Below are 19,744 nucleotides of genomic sequence, written 5' to 3'. Positions count from 1 at the left end.
GACCTTTTTATTTATTCAAAAAAACTATCTATTTTTTAATAAACTGTTGCGTTTGAACAGTACCATTATTCGTTACTTTTAAGAAAAACACTCCATTTTTCAAATCACTAACATCAATTCGAGTTTCTTCTAACTTTCCTGATTTTACAACTTTCCCTAAGTAATCAATCACCTCAAAAGAAGCAGTTTTTAATTCTAAAGCATCAATATTTAAATAATCCTCAACAGGATTTGGATAAATCTTCATGCTAAATAGTTCCGATTTTACTTCACTTACAACTTCTGCACTAGGACCTGAAGCAGTTGTTACAATATTAACGGTATAATCTTCTACTTGTCCATAAGAAAAAGACTCACAAGAAGTAGGAATACCATTGTATTTCAAAGCAACTCTCATTCGTGTTGTTCCTAATGATGCTGCACTAGAAATTGCAAAACTACCAGAAACCAGAGACGTTGTTGATGCTGCTTTAGACCATACTAGTTCATTTGCATCTTCAAAATCACCGTCTTTATTATAATCAATCCAAACTGCATATCCTTCTGGATAAATTGAACCTGGCCAAACAGGAGTTATAGTAATTGTATAAGTACTTCCTCTTGTTATGTTAGTAGAATTACTAGTAAAATTTTCATATCCAGCAGTTCCTGTTGAAGTATTATTTATACTTCCAAAAACTACTTTACCAATGTATTCTTCTGTACCGTTTTGACCGTTAGAACCACAATACGTAATTGTTGTACTTGAAGTAGTTACATTTACTGTATTACTTGCTGAAGACACATTTCCAGCAGCATCTTTTGCTTTAACATAAAATGAATAATTAGTTGCTGCCGTAAGACCCGTTGCTGAATAAGTAGTTCCAGATGCTGTTCCTATTAAAGTTGTTCCTCTATAAACATCATATCCTGAAACACCTACATTATCATTTGAAGCAGACCAAGATAGATTAGTTGAAGTTCCTGTAGTTCCAGATGCTGCAAGATTTGTTGGAGCTGTTGGAGCAACAGTATCTGATGAAGAAGTTAATGATGTTCTCCAAATACCTCTTCCATAAGTTGCTGCTGTTAAATTATTATCTACATAATTTATATCTAAATCTGTTACAGATACATTTGGTAATCCTGTATCAAATGGTAACCAAGAAGACATTGTGTCATCTTTATGATATACTCCTAAAGTAGTACCAACGTATAACGTGTTTTTAGCATCTTGTCCTTGGTGAACAATAACATTTTTACCAATTGAAGGTAATCCTGAATTAATACTTGTAAACGATGATCCTCCGTTTGTAGAAATATAAACTTGCCCACCAGTTCCTTGCGTTATTGCATAAACAATTGAACTATTTGAAGAATGTACTGTTATATCTTTTACTGTTCCAGAAAAAGTATATACCGCAGAGAAATTTACTCCTTTATCTGTACTTTTATATAGCTTCGTTCCATCAGAAACATACATTATATTATTATTTGAAGGGTCTACAATTACATTCTCGATACTTGATGAGAAAGAAGTGTTACCTGCAACCCATGAAGAACCGTTTAAACGATATACTCTTCTGTATCCTGCAAAAACATCTCCAACCGAATTAACAACAAGAGGTGTTACCCAGTTTCCAGATTCTCCACTTGGTTTGTTAACCGTAGAACTTAGGCTATTACCCCCATTAGTAGAAATATACAAACCTCCTCCACTCTGAATGAAGCCATAAAACTTATTACTATTGTTAGGGTCTACACCTGTGTCCATTCCGTCTGCTCCATAATAATTTTTCCATTGACTATTACTATATGCATAACCGCCATTATCTTGTAACCCTCCAACCATTTTATCTGATGATTGTTTTGATACAGCAATTTTATAGAATTGACCTATTTGCAATCCGCTTGTTTTGTCAGTAAATGAACTTCCATTATTAGAAGATTCATAAACCCCTCCATCACTTCCGCAGTATAATTTATTACCGTAGTAACGTAAAAAGTGAATATCTGCATGAGTATATGCTGCTGCTGTTGGACTACTCCAATTATTTACTTTAGAGAATGACGTTCCTCCATTTGTACTTTTCCAAACATTCAGCACTCCTGTAAATATTAAATTTTCATCTGTTGGAGATACAGATAATGCTAAATCATACCAAGCCTGTGTACTTTCGAAGATGTCTGTATTTGATGATGTCTTTGCAAAAGATGCACCACTATTTGTAGATTTATATAAACCTTGAAAACCATAACCAGTAGTAGCACTTAGTACATACACATAATTAGAATTTGCAGGTGTTACATCAATAATTAAACGTCCTGAACTTGAAGGTAACCCAGAAGATACTTGTGAAAAAGAGGTTCCTCCATTTGTTGATTTATAAAAAGCTGAAGTTGTTACTGCATAAACTGTATTTGGGTCACCTGGTTTTACTTTTATATCTTTAATATTTCCAGATAAAACATTACTCCAAGATGTACCTCCATTTGTTGTTTTATACACTCCAACACTTGTTGCTACCCACAAAATATTTGAATTTGTTGGGTGCATATAAATATCTCCTGCTCGTGTTGATGTATTTGTAAAACTTAAACCTGTAGTGTTCCATGTAGCTCCACCATTTGTAGATTTCAAAACACCTATAGAATATGTGTCTCCCGCATCTTTATCACCTGTCGCTATATACACAACATTAGAATTAGTGTGATCTACCACAATTCCAGAAACACCAATTTGAGCCAAATCATCGGCAAGTGGAGTCCATGTTGTTCCTCCATTTGTACTTTTCCAAATTCCTCCAGCTGGAGTTCCTACATAAATTATATTAGCATTATTTGGATCTACATAAACCACATTAACTCTTCCTTGACCTGCTGACCAAGACCCATTAATTGTATGGTTAAATGGGCCTACCGGCTGCCAATTACTTGCTTTAGAAGCAAATCCATTTTTATTGTTTACTTGATTTTTTTTATTCTGTAAAGCTGCATTAATTTCTAAAGGAGTAATTAATGTTCCATTTGAATGTGCATTGTTTCTCCAATGATATTCCCATCTCATAAATGGTTTATAACCAGAACCTTTTTTGTCTTTGTCATGAGTTTCCCAATATTGATTAAATGATCCCACCATTTCATCAATTGTAATTGCTCCTTTGTTTGTTTTGTTACTTAATTCCCTCATCCAAGGTGCATCTTCATTAAACTGTGCGTACCCAATGGAGGACAATAAACCGAGTGCTAAAATATAGCACAGTTGACTTTTAATTTTCTTCATAATGTTAATTGTTTGTTAGTTGTTTGTGATTTAAGAATCATTTGATAACAGAAAAATAATGCTTTTTATTGTATCATTGACTAAAAAAAACGTATTAATTTGTTTTTTAACACAATATACATTTTTCATATAACACTGTATTACAAACAATTAAACACAAAAAAAACCTTTAAAATAGAAATCTTTTAAAGGTTTTTTTGTGTTTGTAAAAATTTACAATTTCTTATTATGGAGCAGGGTTTGGAATACTCTCTTGAATCATATTAATACTTTGAAGAATCTTTTCCGATAAAACAACTTCAAAAGCATTTATATTTTCTTCTAATTGCTTTAAAGAAGTTGCTCCAATAATTGTAGCTGTCACACTATTTTGTTGTTTCACAAAAGCTAGAGACATCTCTACTAAACTTAAACCATTAGATTCTGCCAATTCTTTATACAACTGTGTTGCTTTATAACAATTCTCATTTGTATATCTAATAAAGTTTGGAAACATTGCCATTCTATAATTTGGCTCCATTCCATTTAAATATTTACCTGAAAGAAAACCAAAGCCTAATGGCGAATAGGCTAATAAACCAACATCTTCTCTCATACACATTTCACTAAGTCCTACTTCATAAAGTCTATTTAATAAAGAATATGGATTTTGTATGGTTGCAATTTTTGGAAGATTATGCTTTTCACTTTCCATTAAAAAGCGCATAACACCATAAGGATTTTCGTTAGAAACTCCTATCTGTTTAATTTTCCCTTCCTTAATTAGACCATCGAAAACATGTAGAATTTCTAAAATATTATATTGCCAATTTGAATCAATTTCCTGAACACCTCTTTTTTGAAACATATTCATAACCCTTTCTGGCCAATGCATTTGATATAGATCTATATAATCTGTTTGCAAATTTTTCAGACTAAGCTCAACTGCTTCAGTTATACTTTTTTTAGAAAAGTCTAAAGGTTCACGAATATATGTCATCCCTCTATTTGGTCCCGCAATTTTAGTAGCAATAACTAATTTTTCTCTTTCTGTTTTACCAATTTTATTAATCCAACTACCAATATATCTTTCTGTGCTTCCAAAGATATGCTCGTTGCCTCCTATTGGATACATTTCTGCTGTATCAATAAAATTGATTCCTTTCTCTATTGCAAAATCGAGTTGCGAATGTGCTTCCTCTTCAGTATTCTGATTTCCAAAAGTCATTGTCCCAAGACAAGCTTCACTTATTTTTATATCTGTATTAGGTAAAGTAGTATATCTCATCTTCTAAAATAATTATATAGCGTTACAAAAATACATTTCTAATCAAGAAAAAACAGGATAAATGTTGTTAAAGAAATGTGAATACAAATCTAGTCTATGTTTAAAATTTGAATTATTTGATGAAAACTAAAACAATTAATAACTACATTTTTATTTTTTGGAAATAAACAAATAAAAACTAGCGAACCCTTTCAGAAAAATAATTCTGTTTAACTACAATTTGATTTTAAAGAAAAGTAACTATTTTGTTTGAAAATTTCTCCCTATATTTGAGATAACAAAACGTTCTTAAAAATAGCCAAAAAAAACACCAAATTAGAGTGCGAAAAATGTCGAAAAACACAAAAAAGTGCATTTTTTGATATTTAAATGAAGTTGTTAGGTATTGAAAATATTGAACCTATAGTGATTTTGACTACTATCCTTTTGGAATGACACTCCCAGGTCGCACCAGCACCGGGAATGACTACCGTTACGGCTTCCAAGGACAAGAAAAAGATGATGAACTAAAAGGCGAAGGAAATTCTTTAAATTATACTTTTAGAATGCACGACCCACGAGTGGGTAGGTTTTTTGCTGTTGACCTTTTAGCTTCAGAATACGCATATAATAGTCCTTATGCTTTTAGTGAAAATAGATTGATTGATGGTGTAGAATTAGAAGGTTTAGAGTATTTGCCATATGACCAAGTCGAAAACTTATCTAGTCCATTGTTGAAACACTATCATACTAATGGTACTCTTGCTAATACTTTAGAAACTATTGAAGTACATGGAAAAAAATATTATTGGATAGGTTTTGATATTAATGATTTAGAAGGAAACAAACTTACAACTAGGATAGATGATGCTTCTTTTCACGAATCAGAAATAAAAGATTATCAAAAATATATTAAGGCAAATGCAATTAAAGACCCCTATGATGGGCCAGCACCGCATAATGGTTTAGGTTACGGAAGTCAAGAGGGTAATAAACACGATTGTTTAACGTGTATAAATAGAAGTTATGATGTCTTACTTGAAGAGAATATACCAATCTATAGTACAGATGGTAAAGGAGGGGCACATATGTTAGACCAATTAAAAATCTTAACAACAAAAGGTTTTGGTGGTGAAAGATTTGAATACACTGCAAAGTCTACAATGAAACCATCAGAGTTTGTTAGTTCAAAAGCAGGTGATGTTCCTGGTTATGCTTTTTATGGAGTTTCGATAAAAGGTGCTTACCATAGTGTTACAATAGTGGTTAACAATTCTGACCCTAAAAACCCTATGTATAATATGTTAGACCAGCATGGCTCAATGTTATCAAAAAAACCTACAGATAAAGAAAACGCAAAATTTGTTAATAAATGGTTTACAGCTACAGAATTAGATGCTGAAATAGATGCTTGGGGAGTTGAGAATACTACTGTAATACAACAAATAAAACATAAAGAAGATGAATAAAATTTCACATTCAATTATAAAACGTTACATTTTTATATTTTTTATACTTGGCTGTAAAAATGATACAGATAAAAAGATAGAAATAAAAAATATAGATACTAATCTTATCAGTAATGAGAATTTAAAAAAAGAACAAATAACTCTAAATGATATTGATGAATTTGAATTTCTTATAAACAAGCTCTTATCTGAAAAAATTATAAGTAATGATAAAAGTCAAAAAATAGATACTATAAATATAATTGAACATCCACTAGTTATAAAATTAAAAAAGAGAGGTGTTATTGGAAAGAAGAATATTGAAGGTAAGGTATTAACGTATAATTTTAATTGTTACAATTCAGATGTTCAAAACAAGTTTCAAATACTTTATTTTAATAATGATATTGAGGCTTTAGAGAATTATAAAATTTTCAATACTTGGGTAAGTTCATCATCATTTTTTGAAAAACCTTATAAGTTTTTTTTCAGGTTTAAAAATAAAATTTATTACGTTACTTCCGATTCTAAATTAACTTGTTCAGGGAAAGTAATTGAATCATTAGCAATGTATTTTGAATATAAAGTTGATTATTTTAGAAAGTATTATTCGAGCGGTCTTCTTGCAAACCAAATAAAATAAATGAAAGGCAAAAAAGCTAACCCGATCGCGCAGATATGCACAAACGTTAGCGCAGAATTGCATTCTGTGATTACTATGTCTTTAGCAAATAATAATTCATAAATTTTTCAATTATTTTCTGTGAATAATTCAATAAATTTGCTTTAGAAAAAACAATAGGTCTTGCGAAGGGGAAGAAGTTTTTTACTTCTTTCCTTTCAAAAGAAAAATATTAATTTACTCTCTAACGTTCAAGCTACTTGTCTTTTTTCAAAGATTTTATTTTCTCTAATACAAGCACATACTCTATGAACGAGTTTGTTTCTAACATTGTTAATGACAAGCATTTTGCTTTTTCCTTCTTCCACTTTTTTATTAAAATAAAGCTTTAGTTCTGGGTCGTGTTTAATTGCTGATAATGCACACATATGCAGTTGCTTTTTCAGTTTTTTATTTGCCAAATAATGAACTTTAGGCTTTGCTCTTATACTTTTTCCTGATGTATGTTCAAAAGGAACAACGCCCGCATAACAAGCTAATTGACGAGGAGTTGAATACATTGTAAATTCATTTGTATAACAAATCAAAAACAACGTAGTTACTCTGCCAATACCTATAACGGATGTGACAATTTTATAGATTCTACAAAGATTTTCATCTTCTTTTATTATATTATCCAATTGCCTTTCAATGTTTTTTAAATCTAAATCAATTCCTTTGATTGTGTTTTTTTGTAGCTTTTCAGAAAATTTAGCTACTTCTAAATCAAATGATTTAAGTTCTTTTGCATTGCGTAATAAACAAGATTTTGTGTCAACTAGTTTCTCACGTAATGATAAAAGGTTTTTGATTTTATCTATTTCCGTTCTCGGGGGATTATAAGTAATGGATTCCTCTACGTTTTTCATAGCATAAAAAGCGATTCTTTCGGCATCAACTTTGTCGTTTTTACCTCTTTGAATTCCAATACTTTTGATTATTTTTAATGACATTTCAACCCAAAGAGAAAAATTATAAACCATTAAATATTTGATAATTAATTTCCCATACATACCTGTATGTTCTAAACAAACAAGCGTATTCTCAAAAGTAGAACCTTGTTCTTTCAACCATTTATAAAGGGATTTGATTCCTTTGTAATCATTTACAAATTGACTGTGAACGGGTTTTTCTTTAATTCCATCTAAAATAACTACAGCATCAAAGTATTCTTTTGAAGCATCAATGCCTAAAAAATGTTTAAATTTGCTCATAGAAAAGTTTTTAAAGATTAGCAACCAATTTATTGAATACACTCGTAACCTTAATAATAGGTCTAAAAACCTGAATTACTATTTGATGCTTATTCAATATAAACTGACAAAGTCCTAATCACAGAATAGATCTAGAAATCTTGCCCACAAAATGGTTCACTTTGTCAGTTTGGTTGTTAGTTTAAAATTACGAATAATTTATTATGCAAATCTAAAGGCCCACAAAGTATATAAAACAAAAAAGCCACATTATAGTGGCTTTTGTTGTTTTGCATAATTGTTTAGCTTAAGAAAGTTGTCTTTTTTGAAAGACATAGATTTTAACGAATGCGATTTGCTTTACAATTACGTTCTGAATTCTTAGAGATAAAAAAGTATTAACTATTAATAATTTTACTTAAATCGAACATAGGGGCATACATAGAGACCATAATAACTCCAACAATAACTCCAATAACAATAATTATCATAGGTTCTAAAACGACACCAATCATCTTTGTTTGATGGCTAATTTCTTCATTATATTGTTCCGTTAAGCGTTCAAACATCGTGTCTAGTTGGTTAATCTGTTCTGCAACTTCAACCATAGAAACCAATTTGTTTTCATAAATAGTGTGCTTTCTAAGGCTTTCATGTAAAGAAGCTCCTTTTGTTATATCTGCTTTAATCGTTTCAATTGACTTTTCAATAGGGTAAAATCCAATCATTTTTGAAGTTAAAGACAAAGATGTTAGTAAAGTAGTTTTTGATGTAATCAATAAATTCATCGATTGACAAAAACGAGAAATGTATATTTTTCGAATGAGGTTTCCGAAATAAGGAATTTTCAAGATTAGGTTTGAAATGAATTTTCGATAACCTTCTTTTTCTTTCAACATGAAATGCGCTACCACTAAACCAATAATTGTTAAGAAAAACAATAAAAATAACGTTCCAGAATAGTTAGAAATTTTAATAATATATTGTGTGCTTTTAGGTAATTCGCTCCCAAATTGACGAAACACCGAGCTAAACATAGGAACAACTTTATTCAACATGAAATACAGCACCAAAACAGTCACCAACATTACAATAGAAGGGTATGTTAATACAGATACAATTTGCCTACGCATTTGAATTTTTCGATTGAAATATTTTTGCAATTCAGTTAAAACCTCTTCTAATTTTCTGGTTTCTTCACCAATTTGAACACTATAATATTCATAAGGAGAAAATTGCTTCGATTCCATCATCGATTCATAGATGCTTTTACCGTGTACAATATTGTCTTTCAAAGTTAAGATTAACTCTTTTTCTTTTTTCTTTTCTACTTGCTGACTCAAAATTTCTAATGCTTTTTTAAAATCGACTCCCGATTTTAAAAGCATACCTAATTCTCTATAAAAAACCTCTTTTTGCTTGTCTGAAAAAGTTTTGGACAAACTAATTTTTCCCAAACTAAATTGGAAATCCTTTTTTTCTTTTTGCGCTGTTTTCTTATAATTGTTTAAGTCTAAACTCATATTATTCTTTCCAAAGGATTAATTGATTGGCATAAATAGGTTTGTAAAATCGTAAAGGAACATTCTTTTCATGAATTACAAGTTCTAATTCTAATCGCTGAAACACTTTGCTCTTCTTAGCATTATAAACAGAATCGAGTCGTATTGCTTGAAAATTAAGCCTAAACGTATCGGTAAAAGTTGCTGCTTTTCGAATGAGATAATCGTCTTTTTTTTGATACAAAATTGTATCTCCATCATAAGTTTGAAAATAAACTCCATTCTCTTTTGGCAACATCTTTTCGCAATCGAAAACCGCTTTATTTAAACTATAAGACAATCGATTGAAATCTGCTGTTTGTTCGTTTTCTTTCTTAAATTCTAATATCTGTTCAGAAACAATAGTAAAAACACCAAAAATGAGTCCGACAATAATAGCAGTAATTACCATGCTTACCATGACTTCAACTATTGAAAAAGCCTTTATATAGTTCTTATTCTCCATCTGTATGAATATAAACAGTTTTCGAAACATCAGAAGTCAAACTATCTTTATACGTTAGCGTTACTTCTTTCAAATAAGTAGTGAGCCAGTTTTCTGTTATTTCTATATTTTCAACAGAAGCTTCTTCTTGTAGTTGTAACAAATAGAATTGCTCATTAACTTCATTTTGATGACTGTATTGATGAATTGACGTTCTAGGCGAAAATACATTTGCATATACCATTATAGAGATATAAATACATATCGAAATAATGGTTAATGCAATGACGGATTCTATAATAGAATTGGCTTTATAATACTTTTTTAATAATAGCATAACGCGTGTTTTTATTATCAAAAATGGGCATATCTATAAAAACGTTTGGTTTCTTTGTAACATCAATTATAATGTCTGCCAGTGTGTTAGAATAGGTAGAAGAAGGTGTTTTATGATTTAGTTTTGAAGTATAAACAGAACCATAGACATCACTTTTTAAGGTTAAAATTCCAGAACAATAGATATTACCTATTATTTTGCCTTTTTCTTTTATTTCTAATTTGTTTTTATCCAAATGAATAATATCATTTCCAAAAAGTAACACCAAACCTGCAATTTTCACTGCTTCATCAATTTGGATAAAAGCTTTTTTATCTTCAATAGGGTTATACAAAGCAACGACTGAAGGATAATGTAAAATCACTTCTTTTTCTAGGGTAATCGATTCTTTAGCAAACACCTGAATAGTACCTTCAAAACCTTCTTCAATTGCAACTTTTGGAGCAATAATAATCACATCTTCCAATACATTGTTTTTTCGAATGTAAATCGAATCATTTGAACTAATTATAAAATTGCCTTTAATGATTTTATTGTCTAATATCGTACTACTCATTTGAAATTTGATAGTTTCATTGAAAAAAGAATTTACATAGATAGAATCATTCTTTTTTTCAAAATCATTCCAATTCACTTTTGCACTATTTCTAGTTTCATAAATAGATTTGCATTTATCCGAAAGTGTTGGTAGTTGAATCTCTGAAATGGCTTTCTTTCCTTGAATGTTAATTATGTTGGGTTTGTTATTTATATAAGATTCTTTTGTGCGTTCAGTTGGCATAAACACATCTCCTTTAATTGTAACGTTTCCAGAAAGATTTAACGCTTGAGTAAAATTTGCCATATACAATGCAGTGGTCGTATTTGCAACTTTCTGACCTACAAAATGCACCGATGAAACGGTGTCATTTTTCATAAAAGATTTCGTCAATAATAAAGGAAGTAAACCATGATTTTTTACAGAGAATTGTGACTGAATTCCTGTGTTTTCTTTAGTTAGTATATCTTCATCAGAAACTAAACTAGTTCCTAATGCATAATTAACAGTAGATTGATTACTAATATATAATGACTCGTGTGTAACATAGTATAAGTTAAGCTGATTGTATAAGTTAGCCAACAACAATAATCCTCCGCAAAGCACAGCAACAATTAGGCAAACATAAACAGCATATAATAAACTATGTGCTTTAATCATTATTTTTCTTTTTTACTAAAAAGACGGCTGAAGAAATTATCCTTCTTTGCTTTTTGTGTACCTTCAGTTGCAGAAGGGTTTACTTCTTTTGATTGATTCTTCTTTTGTTCTCTTTTTATTTTTTTTGCTTCTTTAACTTGTTCTTTCTTAATCTTTAAAGCTTCTCTATCTTTCTTCTTTTGAATTTTTTCGATAGCTTTTTCCTCTATAGTCAGTTTTGGTTTTGGAACAAAAACTTTTCCGCTTTTATATTCAATCGTATCTTTTGCAATATGATTAATCCAGAAGCCATGTTTCTTCCCTTTTTTAAATTTTCCTTGCGCTACCAAGTTACCTTTACTGTCATATTCCACAAAAGCACCATTCGATAATCCACCACAATATTTTTGTGTAGTAGCTAAAGTTCCGTTTTCATACCAAGTTTTCCATTGCCCCACTTTAAGACCTTTCTTGAATTTTCCTTGTTCTGCTAACTGATTTGTATGATAAAATTTCTTGAATTCCTCATTAAGTAACTGTCCCGCAATTCCTCCTTGTGTATTATGAACTTTACCACCCTTAAACCAATAATAATGTTTTGTGTTTTTTATACTTCCTTTTTTATCAGTAGTATAAAATTCATAACGAAATTCTTTATCTGAAACCCTTTTAATAGTATAAGGATCAGTAAAAGAAACTAATAAAAAACTGATGATAGCAATAATAAAAATCTTCTTCATTGTATATTTGTGTAAAGTCGTTGCAATTTAGGTTTTTTATAGAACGCTAAACTTGTATTTTTTATTTTAATTAATAATTTTCTAATTTCACATGCACTTTTTCAATTTCCTTATCAATATAAGCTTGTGCATAATGAACATAACGATTGAATGAACTACTACCGTGACTATGTCCACTTATTTTTCGAACTAAATGTTCCGGCATACCTAAAATAAGCAAAGTAGTAATAGCAGTTCTACGCATCATGTGTGAACTCATTTTGTCACAAAAACGTTCTTTAGCTTTACTATTGACCTTTTTAGTTTTACCTTGTTTCTCACGAGAGACTTCAACCGAATCGGTAAAGCCAGCCATTTCTCCAATTCGTTTCAAAGACCTATTGAAATTAGATAAATTTTTCTCTCCAAACAGAGTTGTTTTGCTATTATTCGATTTGTATTTCTTATATACTTCAACAGCGTAACTAGGCAACTTAATAAAACTATAGGTTTTTGTTTTCTTCGATTTTAATTTTAAATACCAATCGTCGTTTGTTTTTTCAAAATTCTTATTGGTTAATAAAAAAATATCCGAAAAACGAAGTCCAGTAGTACAACCAAAAACAAATATATCTTTCAACTTAATTTGTGTTGAAGTCAATCTTTTTTCAAACTCCTTGTCATGAATTAAAAACTTCAATTGATCGGGAGATAGTACTAAAATATCAATTTCTTCTTTTCTAACATAAAACTGTTTATGAAAATCGCCAACATATAAGTCTTTCTCTTCTTTAAGGTAATTGAAAAAAACACGAATAATTTTAATATTAGCTCCAACATAATTATCGAAACAACCTTTTTTATACATAAACTCGGTAAAGTTTTTGTAGAATTTTTTCCAATATGCTTTTTCAGACTTTAATTCCCTTGCAGTTAATCGAAGAATACTACACACACGCAGTTCAAAATCAGTATCTGTACTAAACTGTACTAAATTTTGAAGTACATATTTATAATTTACAATTGAACCAGCAGTAATTCGTTCACCATTCTTCTTTAATCTTTTTCCAGATTCAGAATCTCTTATGAAATGTTTGAATAAAGGAGTTAAAGGTTGTGGTTTCTTCATTTAAAAATATTTTTGCAAAAGTAAACAAAAACCAACATATTTTTTTCCTATATTTGAGATAACAAAACGTTCTTAAAAACAGCAAAAAAAAACACCAAATTAGAGTGTGAAAAATGTCGAAAAACGCGAAAAAGTGCATTTTTTGATATTTAAATGAAGTTGTTAGGTATTGAAAATAGTGAACCTATAGTGATTTTGACTACTATCCTTTTGGAATGACACTCCCAGGTCGCACCAGCACCGGGAATGACTACCGTTACGGCTTCCAAGGACAAGAAAAAGATGATGAACTAAAAGGCGAAGGAAATTCTTTAAATTATACTTTTAGAATGCACGACCCACGAGTGGGTAGGTTTTTTGCTGTTGATCCGTTATTTAGGGATTATCCTTATAATAGCACTTATGCATTTAGCGAAAATAGGGTAATGGATATGGTTGAATTAGAAGGTTTGGAATCGGCTAATACTAAAGACAAAGAAGATTGTTCTTGTTCAACAGATCCTCCAGTTACTAATACTAGTTTATATTCGATTTTATTTAATAAAAGTAATGCTTATACTTCAGACAAAAGAGATAGAAGTTGGCTAGGAAGAAGAATAGCAGGAGTCACAAGATTTATTGAAAACACGGAAATTTCTTATAGCAATACCTTTGATGCAAATGGTCCTGGATCAAAAACTAGTATATTTGACCTTGAAGGAGAACATACTTTTTACAATAGTACATCAAATGGTGATGGTGGATTTATAGGCAATATGACAGAGCCTAATAACGGCATTAATTTGAGGTACATTCTTAATAATAATCTTAAAGTTGGTTTAACTACTTTTAAGAATAAATTAAATGACAACGAAAGTGGTTCAGGTTTTCAACATCCAACATCAATTTTTATCAGTGTTGGAAGAGAGTTTAATTTGTTGAAAAATTTCACGACCTTAGATGTTAATTTTGGACTAGGAAAAGAATTTGGTAAACCTCGTTCAACTACATATGAAGGCAGGAATAAATTTATTGGTTATGGTGCCGCGATTATAACAAGAGTAAACATTTATATTATAGGTAATTATTATATTTCTTATGGAATGACACTACATCATATGAAAATTGATGATCATCCTGAAATTAATTATGCAGGAGAATCAATTAATTCTATTGGTTTCAATTTTGGCTTGGGATATAATGGTAGACATAAAAGAAGATCACACTAAAAATAACAGTATGAAAAATAAAATTTTAATAGTATCCTTTTTTTTAACTTTCCAATTATTTGCACAAAGTGTTTTTGATAAAGCATATAATGAATTTCTTAATTATAACAATAAAAAAGCAGACAGTTTATTGAATATCTCAATTGAATTGAAAGAAAATGTCGCTAAATGTTATCAATATAAAGCAATCATAAATATTGATGAATTTAAGTTAGAAGAGGCAAAACTAAATATAGACATTTTTTTTGCCCTAGACCCCAAAGATGCACAAGTATATTCTTTGTATGGACAGTATTATCTCTATAAAAAAGAATATAAAAAAGCACTTGAATATTATAATAAATCAATAAAAATGGATAGTTCTAACAGTGATGCTTTTGGTGATAGAGGAATGGTCAAATGCTTTCTTGATGATTTAGATGGTTCAATGCAAGATTTTAATACAGCAATAAGCATGGATCCTAATAATGAGAATCATTACTCTAATAGAGGATATACCGAAATAATTATGAATAAATTAGAAGACGCATTAAAAGATTTTGACAAATCTTTGAGTTTGTCACCTAATCAAAAAGCATACGCAAATAAAGCAATTGTATTGATAATAAAAGAGGATTATATTGGAGCAATTCATAATTTAAATAATTCTTTGGGATTTTTTGAAATGGACCCAATTGTATTATATCAACGTGGTCTATGTTACGAAAGAATAAACGCTTTAGAAAAAGCCTGCAATGATTATAAGTTAAGTAATTCCATTTATAAAAATGATCAGGCAAGCGAAGGTATTTTAAGATTAAAATGTAAATAAAGTAATATGAAAAATAAAATTTTAGTATTTATTATAATTTCATTAGCATCTAATAATCTTTTAAGTCAATCATTTCCAAAAAACGCAGTTTATTATGACTTCATGGGGCATACAAGATCTACTTATTCTTTAAATTATGAGAGATATTTATTTAAAATACACAAAGACCTTCATTTAAATGCTAGAACAGGAATTGGGCATTATAAATATTATAACTATGAGAATTATGTTACTGCAAATGCTGTAATTATCCCAACAGCTGCTGTATTAGAATATGGAAAGCAAAACCATTTTTTTAATATTAGCGGAGGTTACTCTGCTTCATTTATTAAAATGAAGCCTGAATCAAAACTTCCTAGATTCGATTCAGCCTATTCTTTAAGTATTGGTTACAAATATATTACAGACACTGGTTGGTTTTTTCAAATATACTCAGGTATAATACAACCAAAAATTTCACCGAAAGAATCCACTTTGGGTTTATCAATAGGTGGCGTATGGTAGCACCCGATTGCGCGGAAATGTTTTCCGTCCTCTCAAAGTATTTTAAAAAAGTCACTTAGTCATTGCAAGGAAGAAGCAAACAATTAGCTTTTGTTGTTATGGTAAACTTTCTAACTAGAAAGGTTATTTAATAGATACTCTGATCGCCGGTGTCTAAATATAATAATGATCCCTTAAGAATGGCTTTGGAAAAGTTTAAGTTATGGTAGATGGTTTTATTTTAAAAAAATATCAACTAATTAAAAAACAAAAGAGAGTCTTGAAATTTTTCAAGACTCTCTTTATTATGTTATGATCCTTCTGTTCCTACAACTCATTCATCAATTTAGAAATCTCATCTAACTTAGGTGTTAAAATAATTTCAATTCTTCTGTTTTTTGCTTTACCTTCAGCTGTTTCATTTAGACCAATTGGAGCAAATTCTCCTCTTCCTGCTGCCGTTAAGTTTTTCTTATCAATAGCTTTATTATCCGATAAAATAGTTACAATTGCTGTTGCTCTTTTAGTCGATAAATCCCAATTGCTTTCAATTCCTCCTCCTATACTACCAACAATCTTATCATTATCAGTGTGTCCTTCAATTAGAACTGAAATTTCTGGGTTCTGGCCTAAAACTTCTCCTAGGGCTTTAACCGCTTTTTTTCCTTCAGAACCAACTGTCCAACTTCCAGACTCGAACAATAGTTTATTTTCCATAGAAACATATACTTTCCCATTTCTTTGTTCTACTGTTAATCCTTTTCCTTCAAAAGCATTTAATGCTTTAGATAAAGATTCTTTCAGCTTTCTCATTGCAGCATCTTTATCTGCCATCATTTTTTCTAATTCGGCTAAACGTGTAGAAGATTTTTCTAAATCGGCTTTTAATTTATCTAACCTTTCTTGTTCTGCACTTAATGCCTTTTGTTTGGCTTCTAATTCTGCTAACAATTCACGATTCTTTTTCATGTTGCTTTCTAAAGCATCATTACTGTTTTTTTCTAAAGCACTATAAGAAGAATTTAAATTATCTAAACTTTTCTTTGTAGCGGCATATTCTCCTTGTAGTTTATCTCTTTCAGCTTTTACTTTATCTAGTTCTTTTTGCAGACTATTATTTTCTAATTCTAATTTGTTTTTTGCAGTTTTAAATCCGTCTTTTTCATCAGAAAGTGCATTTCTTTCTTTTTTCAAATCAGCATATTTACTCTCCAAATCTTGATAGATTTTCTTTGATACACATGATGTTGTTAATCCTAAAACAATCATTGCAAGGGCAACTTTTTTTATCATAATTTTAAACTGTTATTATATTCTTTATTAATAGGTTCGCTTTTTTGTAGTCTTTAACTAATCTCTACTACTATTGGACAATGATCTGAATGTTTTGCTTCTGCTAAAATATACGCTCTTTGTATTTTCTCTTTTAATGGTTCAGATGCCAAACAATAATCAATCCTCCATCCTTTATTATTATTTCTTGCATTGGCTCTATAACTCCACCAACTATAATTATGTGGTTCTTTGTTTAAATGACGAAAAGTATCAATAAAACCACTATTCATAAAACTATCTAACCAAGCTCTCTCTTCGGGTAAAAAACCTGAAACTTTTGCATTACGAACTGGATCATGAATATCTATGGCTTCATGACAAATATTATAATCTCCACAAATAATAAGATTTGGAATTTCTTTCTTCAAATTATCTACATACTTGCGAAAATCATCCATATACATAAACTTATGTTCCAATCTTTCAATATTACTTCCAGAAGGCAAATATAAACTCATAACAGAAACCGAATCGAAATCAACTCTAATATTTCTTCCCTCAAAATCCATATGCTCAATTCCTGTGCCAAAAACAATATTTTTAGGCTCAACCTTAGATAAAATTGCTACACCACTATATCCTTTTTTTGTTGCCGAAAAATAATACTGATATGGATATCCTGCTGCTGTTATTTCTTCTCTAGGAATTTGATCTTCATTCGCTTTAATTTCTTGCAAACAAATAACATCTGGATTAGCTTGTTGTAACCAATCTAGAAAACCTTTCGTTATCGCTGCTCTTATTCCGTTTACGTTATATGAAATTATCTTCATTTTCCTTTTTTTGTTATTGACCAAAAGTACTAAAATCTTAGTGTATATTAAAACAATTTCATAAGACATTAACATTCTGTTTTTAATAGTTTTTCTCCAATCAAATAGTTTTTTTCGCAATATCCGTAAGAATTGTTATCTTTGCTTTTCGCTCAAAAAAGATATAAATGGGATTAGTAAACGCCAAAGAAGTAGCTAAGGCTATAAATGCTGATAAATATGGTTTTCTAGGAACTTTTTCAGGATGGTTACTGATGAAAGTTCTGAAAATATCTACTCTCAACAAAATTTACGATAGAAACAAACATTTAGAGAAATTAGATTTTTTAAATGCTATATTAGATGAATTTCAAATTAAGTTTGAAATTCCTGAGGAAGATTTAAAACGCTTGCCAAAAGATGGAGGTTACATTACAATTTCAAACCATCCTCTTGGTGGTATTGATGGTATTTTGCTTTTAAAATTGATGCTTGAAAGAGAGCCTGATTTTAAAATTATTGCTAATTTTTTACTGCATAGAATTGAACCTATGAAGCCTTATATTATGCCAGTAAATCCTTTTGAAGAACATAAGGATGCAAAATCTAGCCTTATAGGTATTAAAGAAACGCTTCGACACTTATCTGACGGGAAGCCATTAGGAATGTTTCCAGCTGGAGAAGTTTCAACCTATAAAGACGGTAAAATTGTAGTTGACAAAGCTTGGGAAGAAGGTGCTATAAAAATCATTAAAAAAGCAGGTGTTCCTGTTGTTCCAATTTATTTTCATGCTAAGAACAGTAAACTCTTTTATTTCTTATCGAAACTAAACGGAACATTAAGAACTGCAAAATTACCAAGCGAATTATTATCTCAAAAAAACAGAGTAATTAAAGTACGTATTGGAAAACCGATTTCTGTTGCTGAACAGAATGAATATAATACTACAGAAACCTATGGTGAGTTTCTAAGAAAGAAAACATACATGTTATCGAATGCTTTTGAGAAAGAAAGCAAAATGATTACTACTGCTTCGTTAAAAATACCTAGAAGTCCGAAACAGATTGTAAAGCCAGCCAATCAAGACCAAATTTTGGAAGAAGTTTCTTCTTTAAGAGACGATGATTGTCGACTATTGCAAAGTAAAAACTATGAAGTCTTCCTAGTTACAGCTGATAAAATACCAAATATACTTCATGAAATTGGTCGTTTAAGAGAAATTACTTTCAGAGAGGTTGGAGAAGGAACCAATGAATCGATTGACCTAGACAAATATGATAAATATTATCATCACATGTTTTTATGGGATGAAGATGCTCAAATGATTGCTGGTGCTTACCGAATGGGATTAGGGTCTCATATTTATCCTAAACATGGAATTGAAGGTTTCTATTTACAAGATTTGTTTCGTTTTGAACCTGAATTGTTTGATATGCTACACAATTCTATTGAAATGGGTAGAGCTTTCATTATTAGTGAATATCAATTAAAACCAATGCCTTTATTCCTCCTTTGGAAAGGAATTGTTCACACCACATTACGCTATCCAGAACATAAATTTCTAATTGGCGGAGTTAGTATTAGTAATCAATTTTCTGATTTTTCTAAATCTTTAATGATTGAATTTATGAAATCACATTACTATGATCCATATGTAGCACAATATATTCATCCTAAGAAAGAGTTTAAAGTAAAACTTAAAGACGCAGACAAGGATTTTGTTTTTAATGAAACCGAAGCTGATTTAAACAAGTTCGATAAAATTATTGATGAAATAGAACCTGGTAATTTACGTTTACCAGTATTAATTAAAAAATACATCAAGCAAAACGCACGTGTAGTCGCTTTTAACGTTGATCCATTGTTTAACAATGCAATTGACGGACTAATGTATATTCGAATAGCTGATTTACCAGAAAGCACAGTAAAACCAGTTATGGAAGAGTTTCAAGCTGAACTAGAGAGAAAAGAAAAAAGCTGTGAGTCGTCCTAAAAT

Annotated in this window: 15 protein-coding genes and 2 pseudogenes; 6 read left to right on the top strand and 11 right to left on the bottom strand. The window is 30.2% G+C overall.

What is annotated here, in order from left to right; all coding sequences use genetic code 11:
• Positions 1-28: 28 nt before the first annotated feature.
• Together L2Z92_RS07540 and L2Z92_RS07535 are read right to left on the bottom strand one after the other, a co-directional pair.
• Positions 29-3,262 (bottom strand): VPS10 domain-containing protein, encoded by a 3,234-nt coding sequence (locus L2Z92_RS07540; protein ID WP_236458212.1) that lies wholly within the window; start codon positions 3,260-3,262, stop codon positions 29-31.
• A 226-nt stretch (positions 3,263-3,488) separates the two neighbouring features.
• Positions 3,489-4,529 carry an aldo/keto reductase gene (locus L2Z92_RS07535; protein WP_236458211.1) on the bottom strand — a complete coding sequence of 347 codons (1,041 nt, stop codon included), beginning with the start codon at positions 4,527-4,529 and terminating at the stop codon, positions 3,489-3,491.
• Between the two features lie 428 nt (positions 4,530-4,957).
• On the opposite strand from L2Z92_RS07535, the pseudogene L2Z92_RS07530 reads away from it, so the two are divergent.
• Positions 4,958-5,977 (top strand): annotated as a pseudogene (locus L2Z92_RS07530) (hypothetical protein); the annotation flags it as partial.
• A complete protein-coding gene (locus L2Z92_RS07525) occupies positions 5,970-6,599 on the top strand; it encodes a hypothetical protein (protein WP_236458209.1) in 630 nt (209 codons plus the stop codon). The pseudogene L2Z92_RS07530 and the gene L2Z92_RS07525, both read left to right, overlap by 8 nt.
• A 230-nt stretch (positions 6,600-6,829) precedes the next feature.
• Here L2Z92_RS07525 and L2Z92_RS07520 read toward each other — a convergent pair whose 3' ends face one another.
• The 7 genes from L2Z92_RS07520 to L2Z92_RS07490 all read right to left on the bottom strand — a co-directional run bounded on the left by L2Z92_RS07520 (position 6,830) and on the right by L2Z92_RS07490 (position 13,158).
• Positions 6,830-7,831 carry an IS110 family RNA-guided transposase gene (locus tag L2Z92_RS07520; RefSeq protein ID WP_236458208.1) on the bottom strand — a complete coding sequence of 334 codons (1,002 nt, stop codon included), beginning with the start codon at positions 7,829-7,831 and terminating at the stop codon, positions 6,830-6,832.
• Positions 7,832-8,208: 377 nt separating this feature from the next.
• A complete protein-coding gene (locus L2Z92_RS07515; RefSeq protein ID WP_236458207.1) occupies positions 8,209-9,333 on the bottom strand; it encodes a type II secretion system F family protein in 1,125 nt (374 codons plus the stop codon).
• A 1-nt stretch (position 9,334) separates the two neighbouring features.
• Positions 9,335-9,817: a prepilin-type N-terminal cleavage/methylation domain-containing protein gene (locus L2Z92_RS07510; RefSeq protein ID WP_236458206.1), complete on the bottom strand. Its 483-nt coding sequence runs from the start codon at positions 9,815-9,817 to the stop codon at positions 9,335-9,337.
• On the bottom strand, positions 9,807-10,133 hold the full coding sequence (locus L2Z92_RS07505; protein ID WP_236458205.1) for a hypothetical protein: 327 nt from the start codon (positions 10,131-10,133) through the stop codon (positions 9,807-9,809). The genes L2Z92_RS07510 and L2Z92_RS07505 overlap by 11 nt, the downstream gene beginning before the upstream one ends.
• The gene (locus tag L2Z92_RS07500; RefSeq protein ID WP_236458204.1) at positions 10,108-11,331 is read right to left on the bottom strand and encodes a hypothetical protein; all 1,224 of its coding nucleotides are present in this window, start codon (positions 11,329-11,331) and stop codon (positions 10,108-10,110) included. The genes L2Z92_RS07505 and L2Z92_RS07500 overlap by 26 nt, the downstream gene beginning before the upstream one ends.
• Positions 11,331-12,050 carry a toxin-antitoxin system YwqK family antitoxin gene (locus tag L2Z92_RS07495; protein ID WP_236458203.1) on the bottom strand — a complete coding sequence of 240 codons (720 nt, stop codon included), beginning with the start codon at positions 12,048-12,050 and terminating at the stop codon, positions 11,331-11,333. The genes L2Z92_RS07500 and L2Z92_RS07495 overlap by 1 nt, the downstream gene beginning before the upstream one ends.
• Before the next feature lie 70 nt (positions 12,051-12,120).
• Positions 12,121-13,158 carry a tyrosine-type recombinase/integrase gene (locus L2Z92_RS07490; protein WP_236458202.1) on the bottom strand — a complete coding sequence of 346 codons (1,038 nt, stop codon included), beginning with the start codon at positions 13,156-13,158 and terminating at the stop codon, positions 12,121-12,123.
• Positions 13,159-13,370: 212 nt separating this feature from the next.
• On the opposite strand from L2Z92_RS07490, the pseudogene L2Z92_RS07485 reads away from it, so the two are divergent.
• The 3 genes and pseudogenes from L2Z92_RS07485 to L2Z92_RS07475 form a co-directional block, all read left to right on the top strand.
• Positions 13,371-14,366 (top strand): annotated as a pseudogene (locus tag L2Z92_RS07485) (hypothetical protein); the annotation flags it as partial.
• Positions 14,367-14,376: 10 nt separating this feature from the next.
• A complete protein-coding gene (locus L2Z92_RS07480; protein ID WP_236458200.1) occupies positions 14,377-15,177 on the top strand; it encodes a tetratricopeptide repeat protein in 801 nt (266 codons plus the stop codon).
• A 6-nt stretch (positions 15,178-15,183) separates the two neighbouring features.
• Positions 15,184-15,681: a hypothetical protein gene (locus L2Z92_RS07475; RefSeq protein ID WP_236458199.1), complete on the top strand. Its 498-nt coding sequence runs from the start codon at positions 15,184-15,186 to the stop codon at positions 15,679-15,681.
• 306 nt (positions 15,682-15,987) lie between these two features.
• On the opposite strand, the gene L2Z92_RS07470 is transcribed toward L2Z92_RS07475, so the two are convergent.
• Positions 15,988-16,953, bottom strand: a complete 966-nt coding sequence (locus L2Z92_RS07470) for an OmpA/MotB family protein (RefSeq protein ID WP_236458198.1) — start codon at positions 16,951-16,953, stop codon at positions 15,988-15,990.
• Between the two features lie 53 nt (positions 16,954-17,006).
• A complete protein-coding gene (locus tag L2Z92_RS07465) occupies positions 17,007-17,768 on the bottom strand; it encodes an exodeoxyribonuclease III (protein WP_236458197.1) in 762 nt (253 codons plus the stop codon).
• Between the two features lie 167 nt (positions 17,769-17,935).
• Here L2Z92_RS07465 and L2Z92_RS07460 point away from each other — a divergent pair, with 167 nt between their 5' ends.
• The gene (locus L2Z92_RS07460; protein ID WP_236458196.1) at positions 17,936-19,741 is read left to right on the top strand and encodes a GNAT family N-acyltransferase; all 1,806 of its coding nucleotides are present in this window, start codon (positions 17,936-17,938) and stop codon (positions 19,739-19,741) included.
• Positions 19,742-19,744: the final 3 nt, after the last annotated feature.

The organism is Flavobacterium jumunjinense (assembly GCF_021650975.2).
Lineage (GTDB): Bacteria > Bacteroidota > Bacteroidia > Flavobacteriales > Flavobacteriaceae > Flavobacterium > Flavobacterium jumunjinense.
Note: the sequence above shows the minus strand (reverse complement) of the source record. Positions and strands in the feature narration are given on the sequence as shown.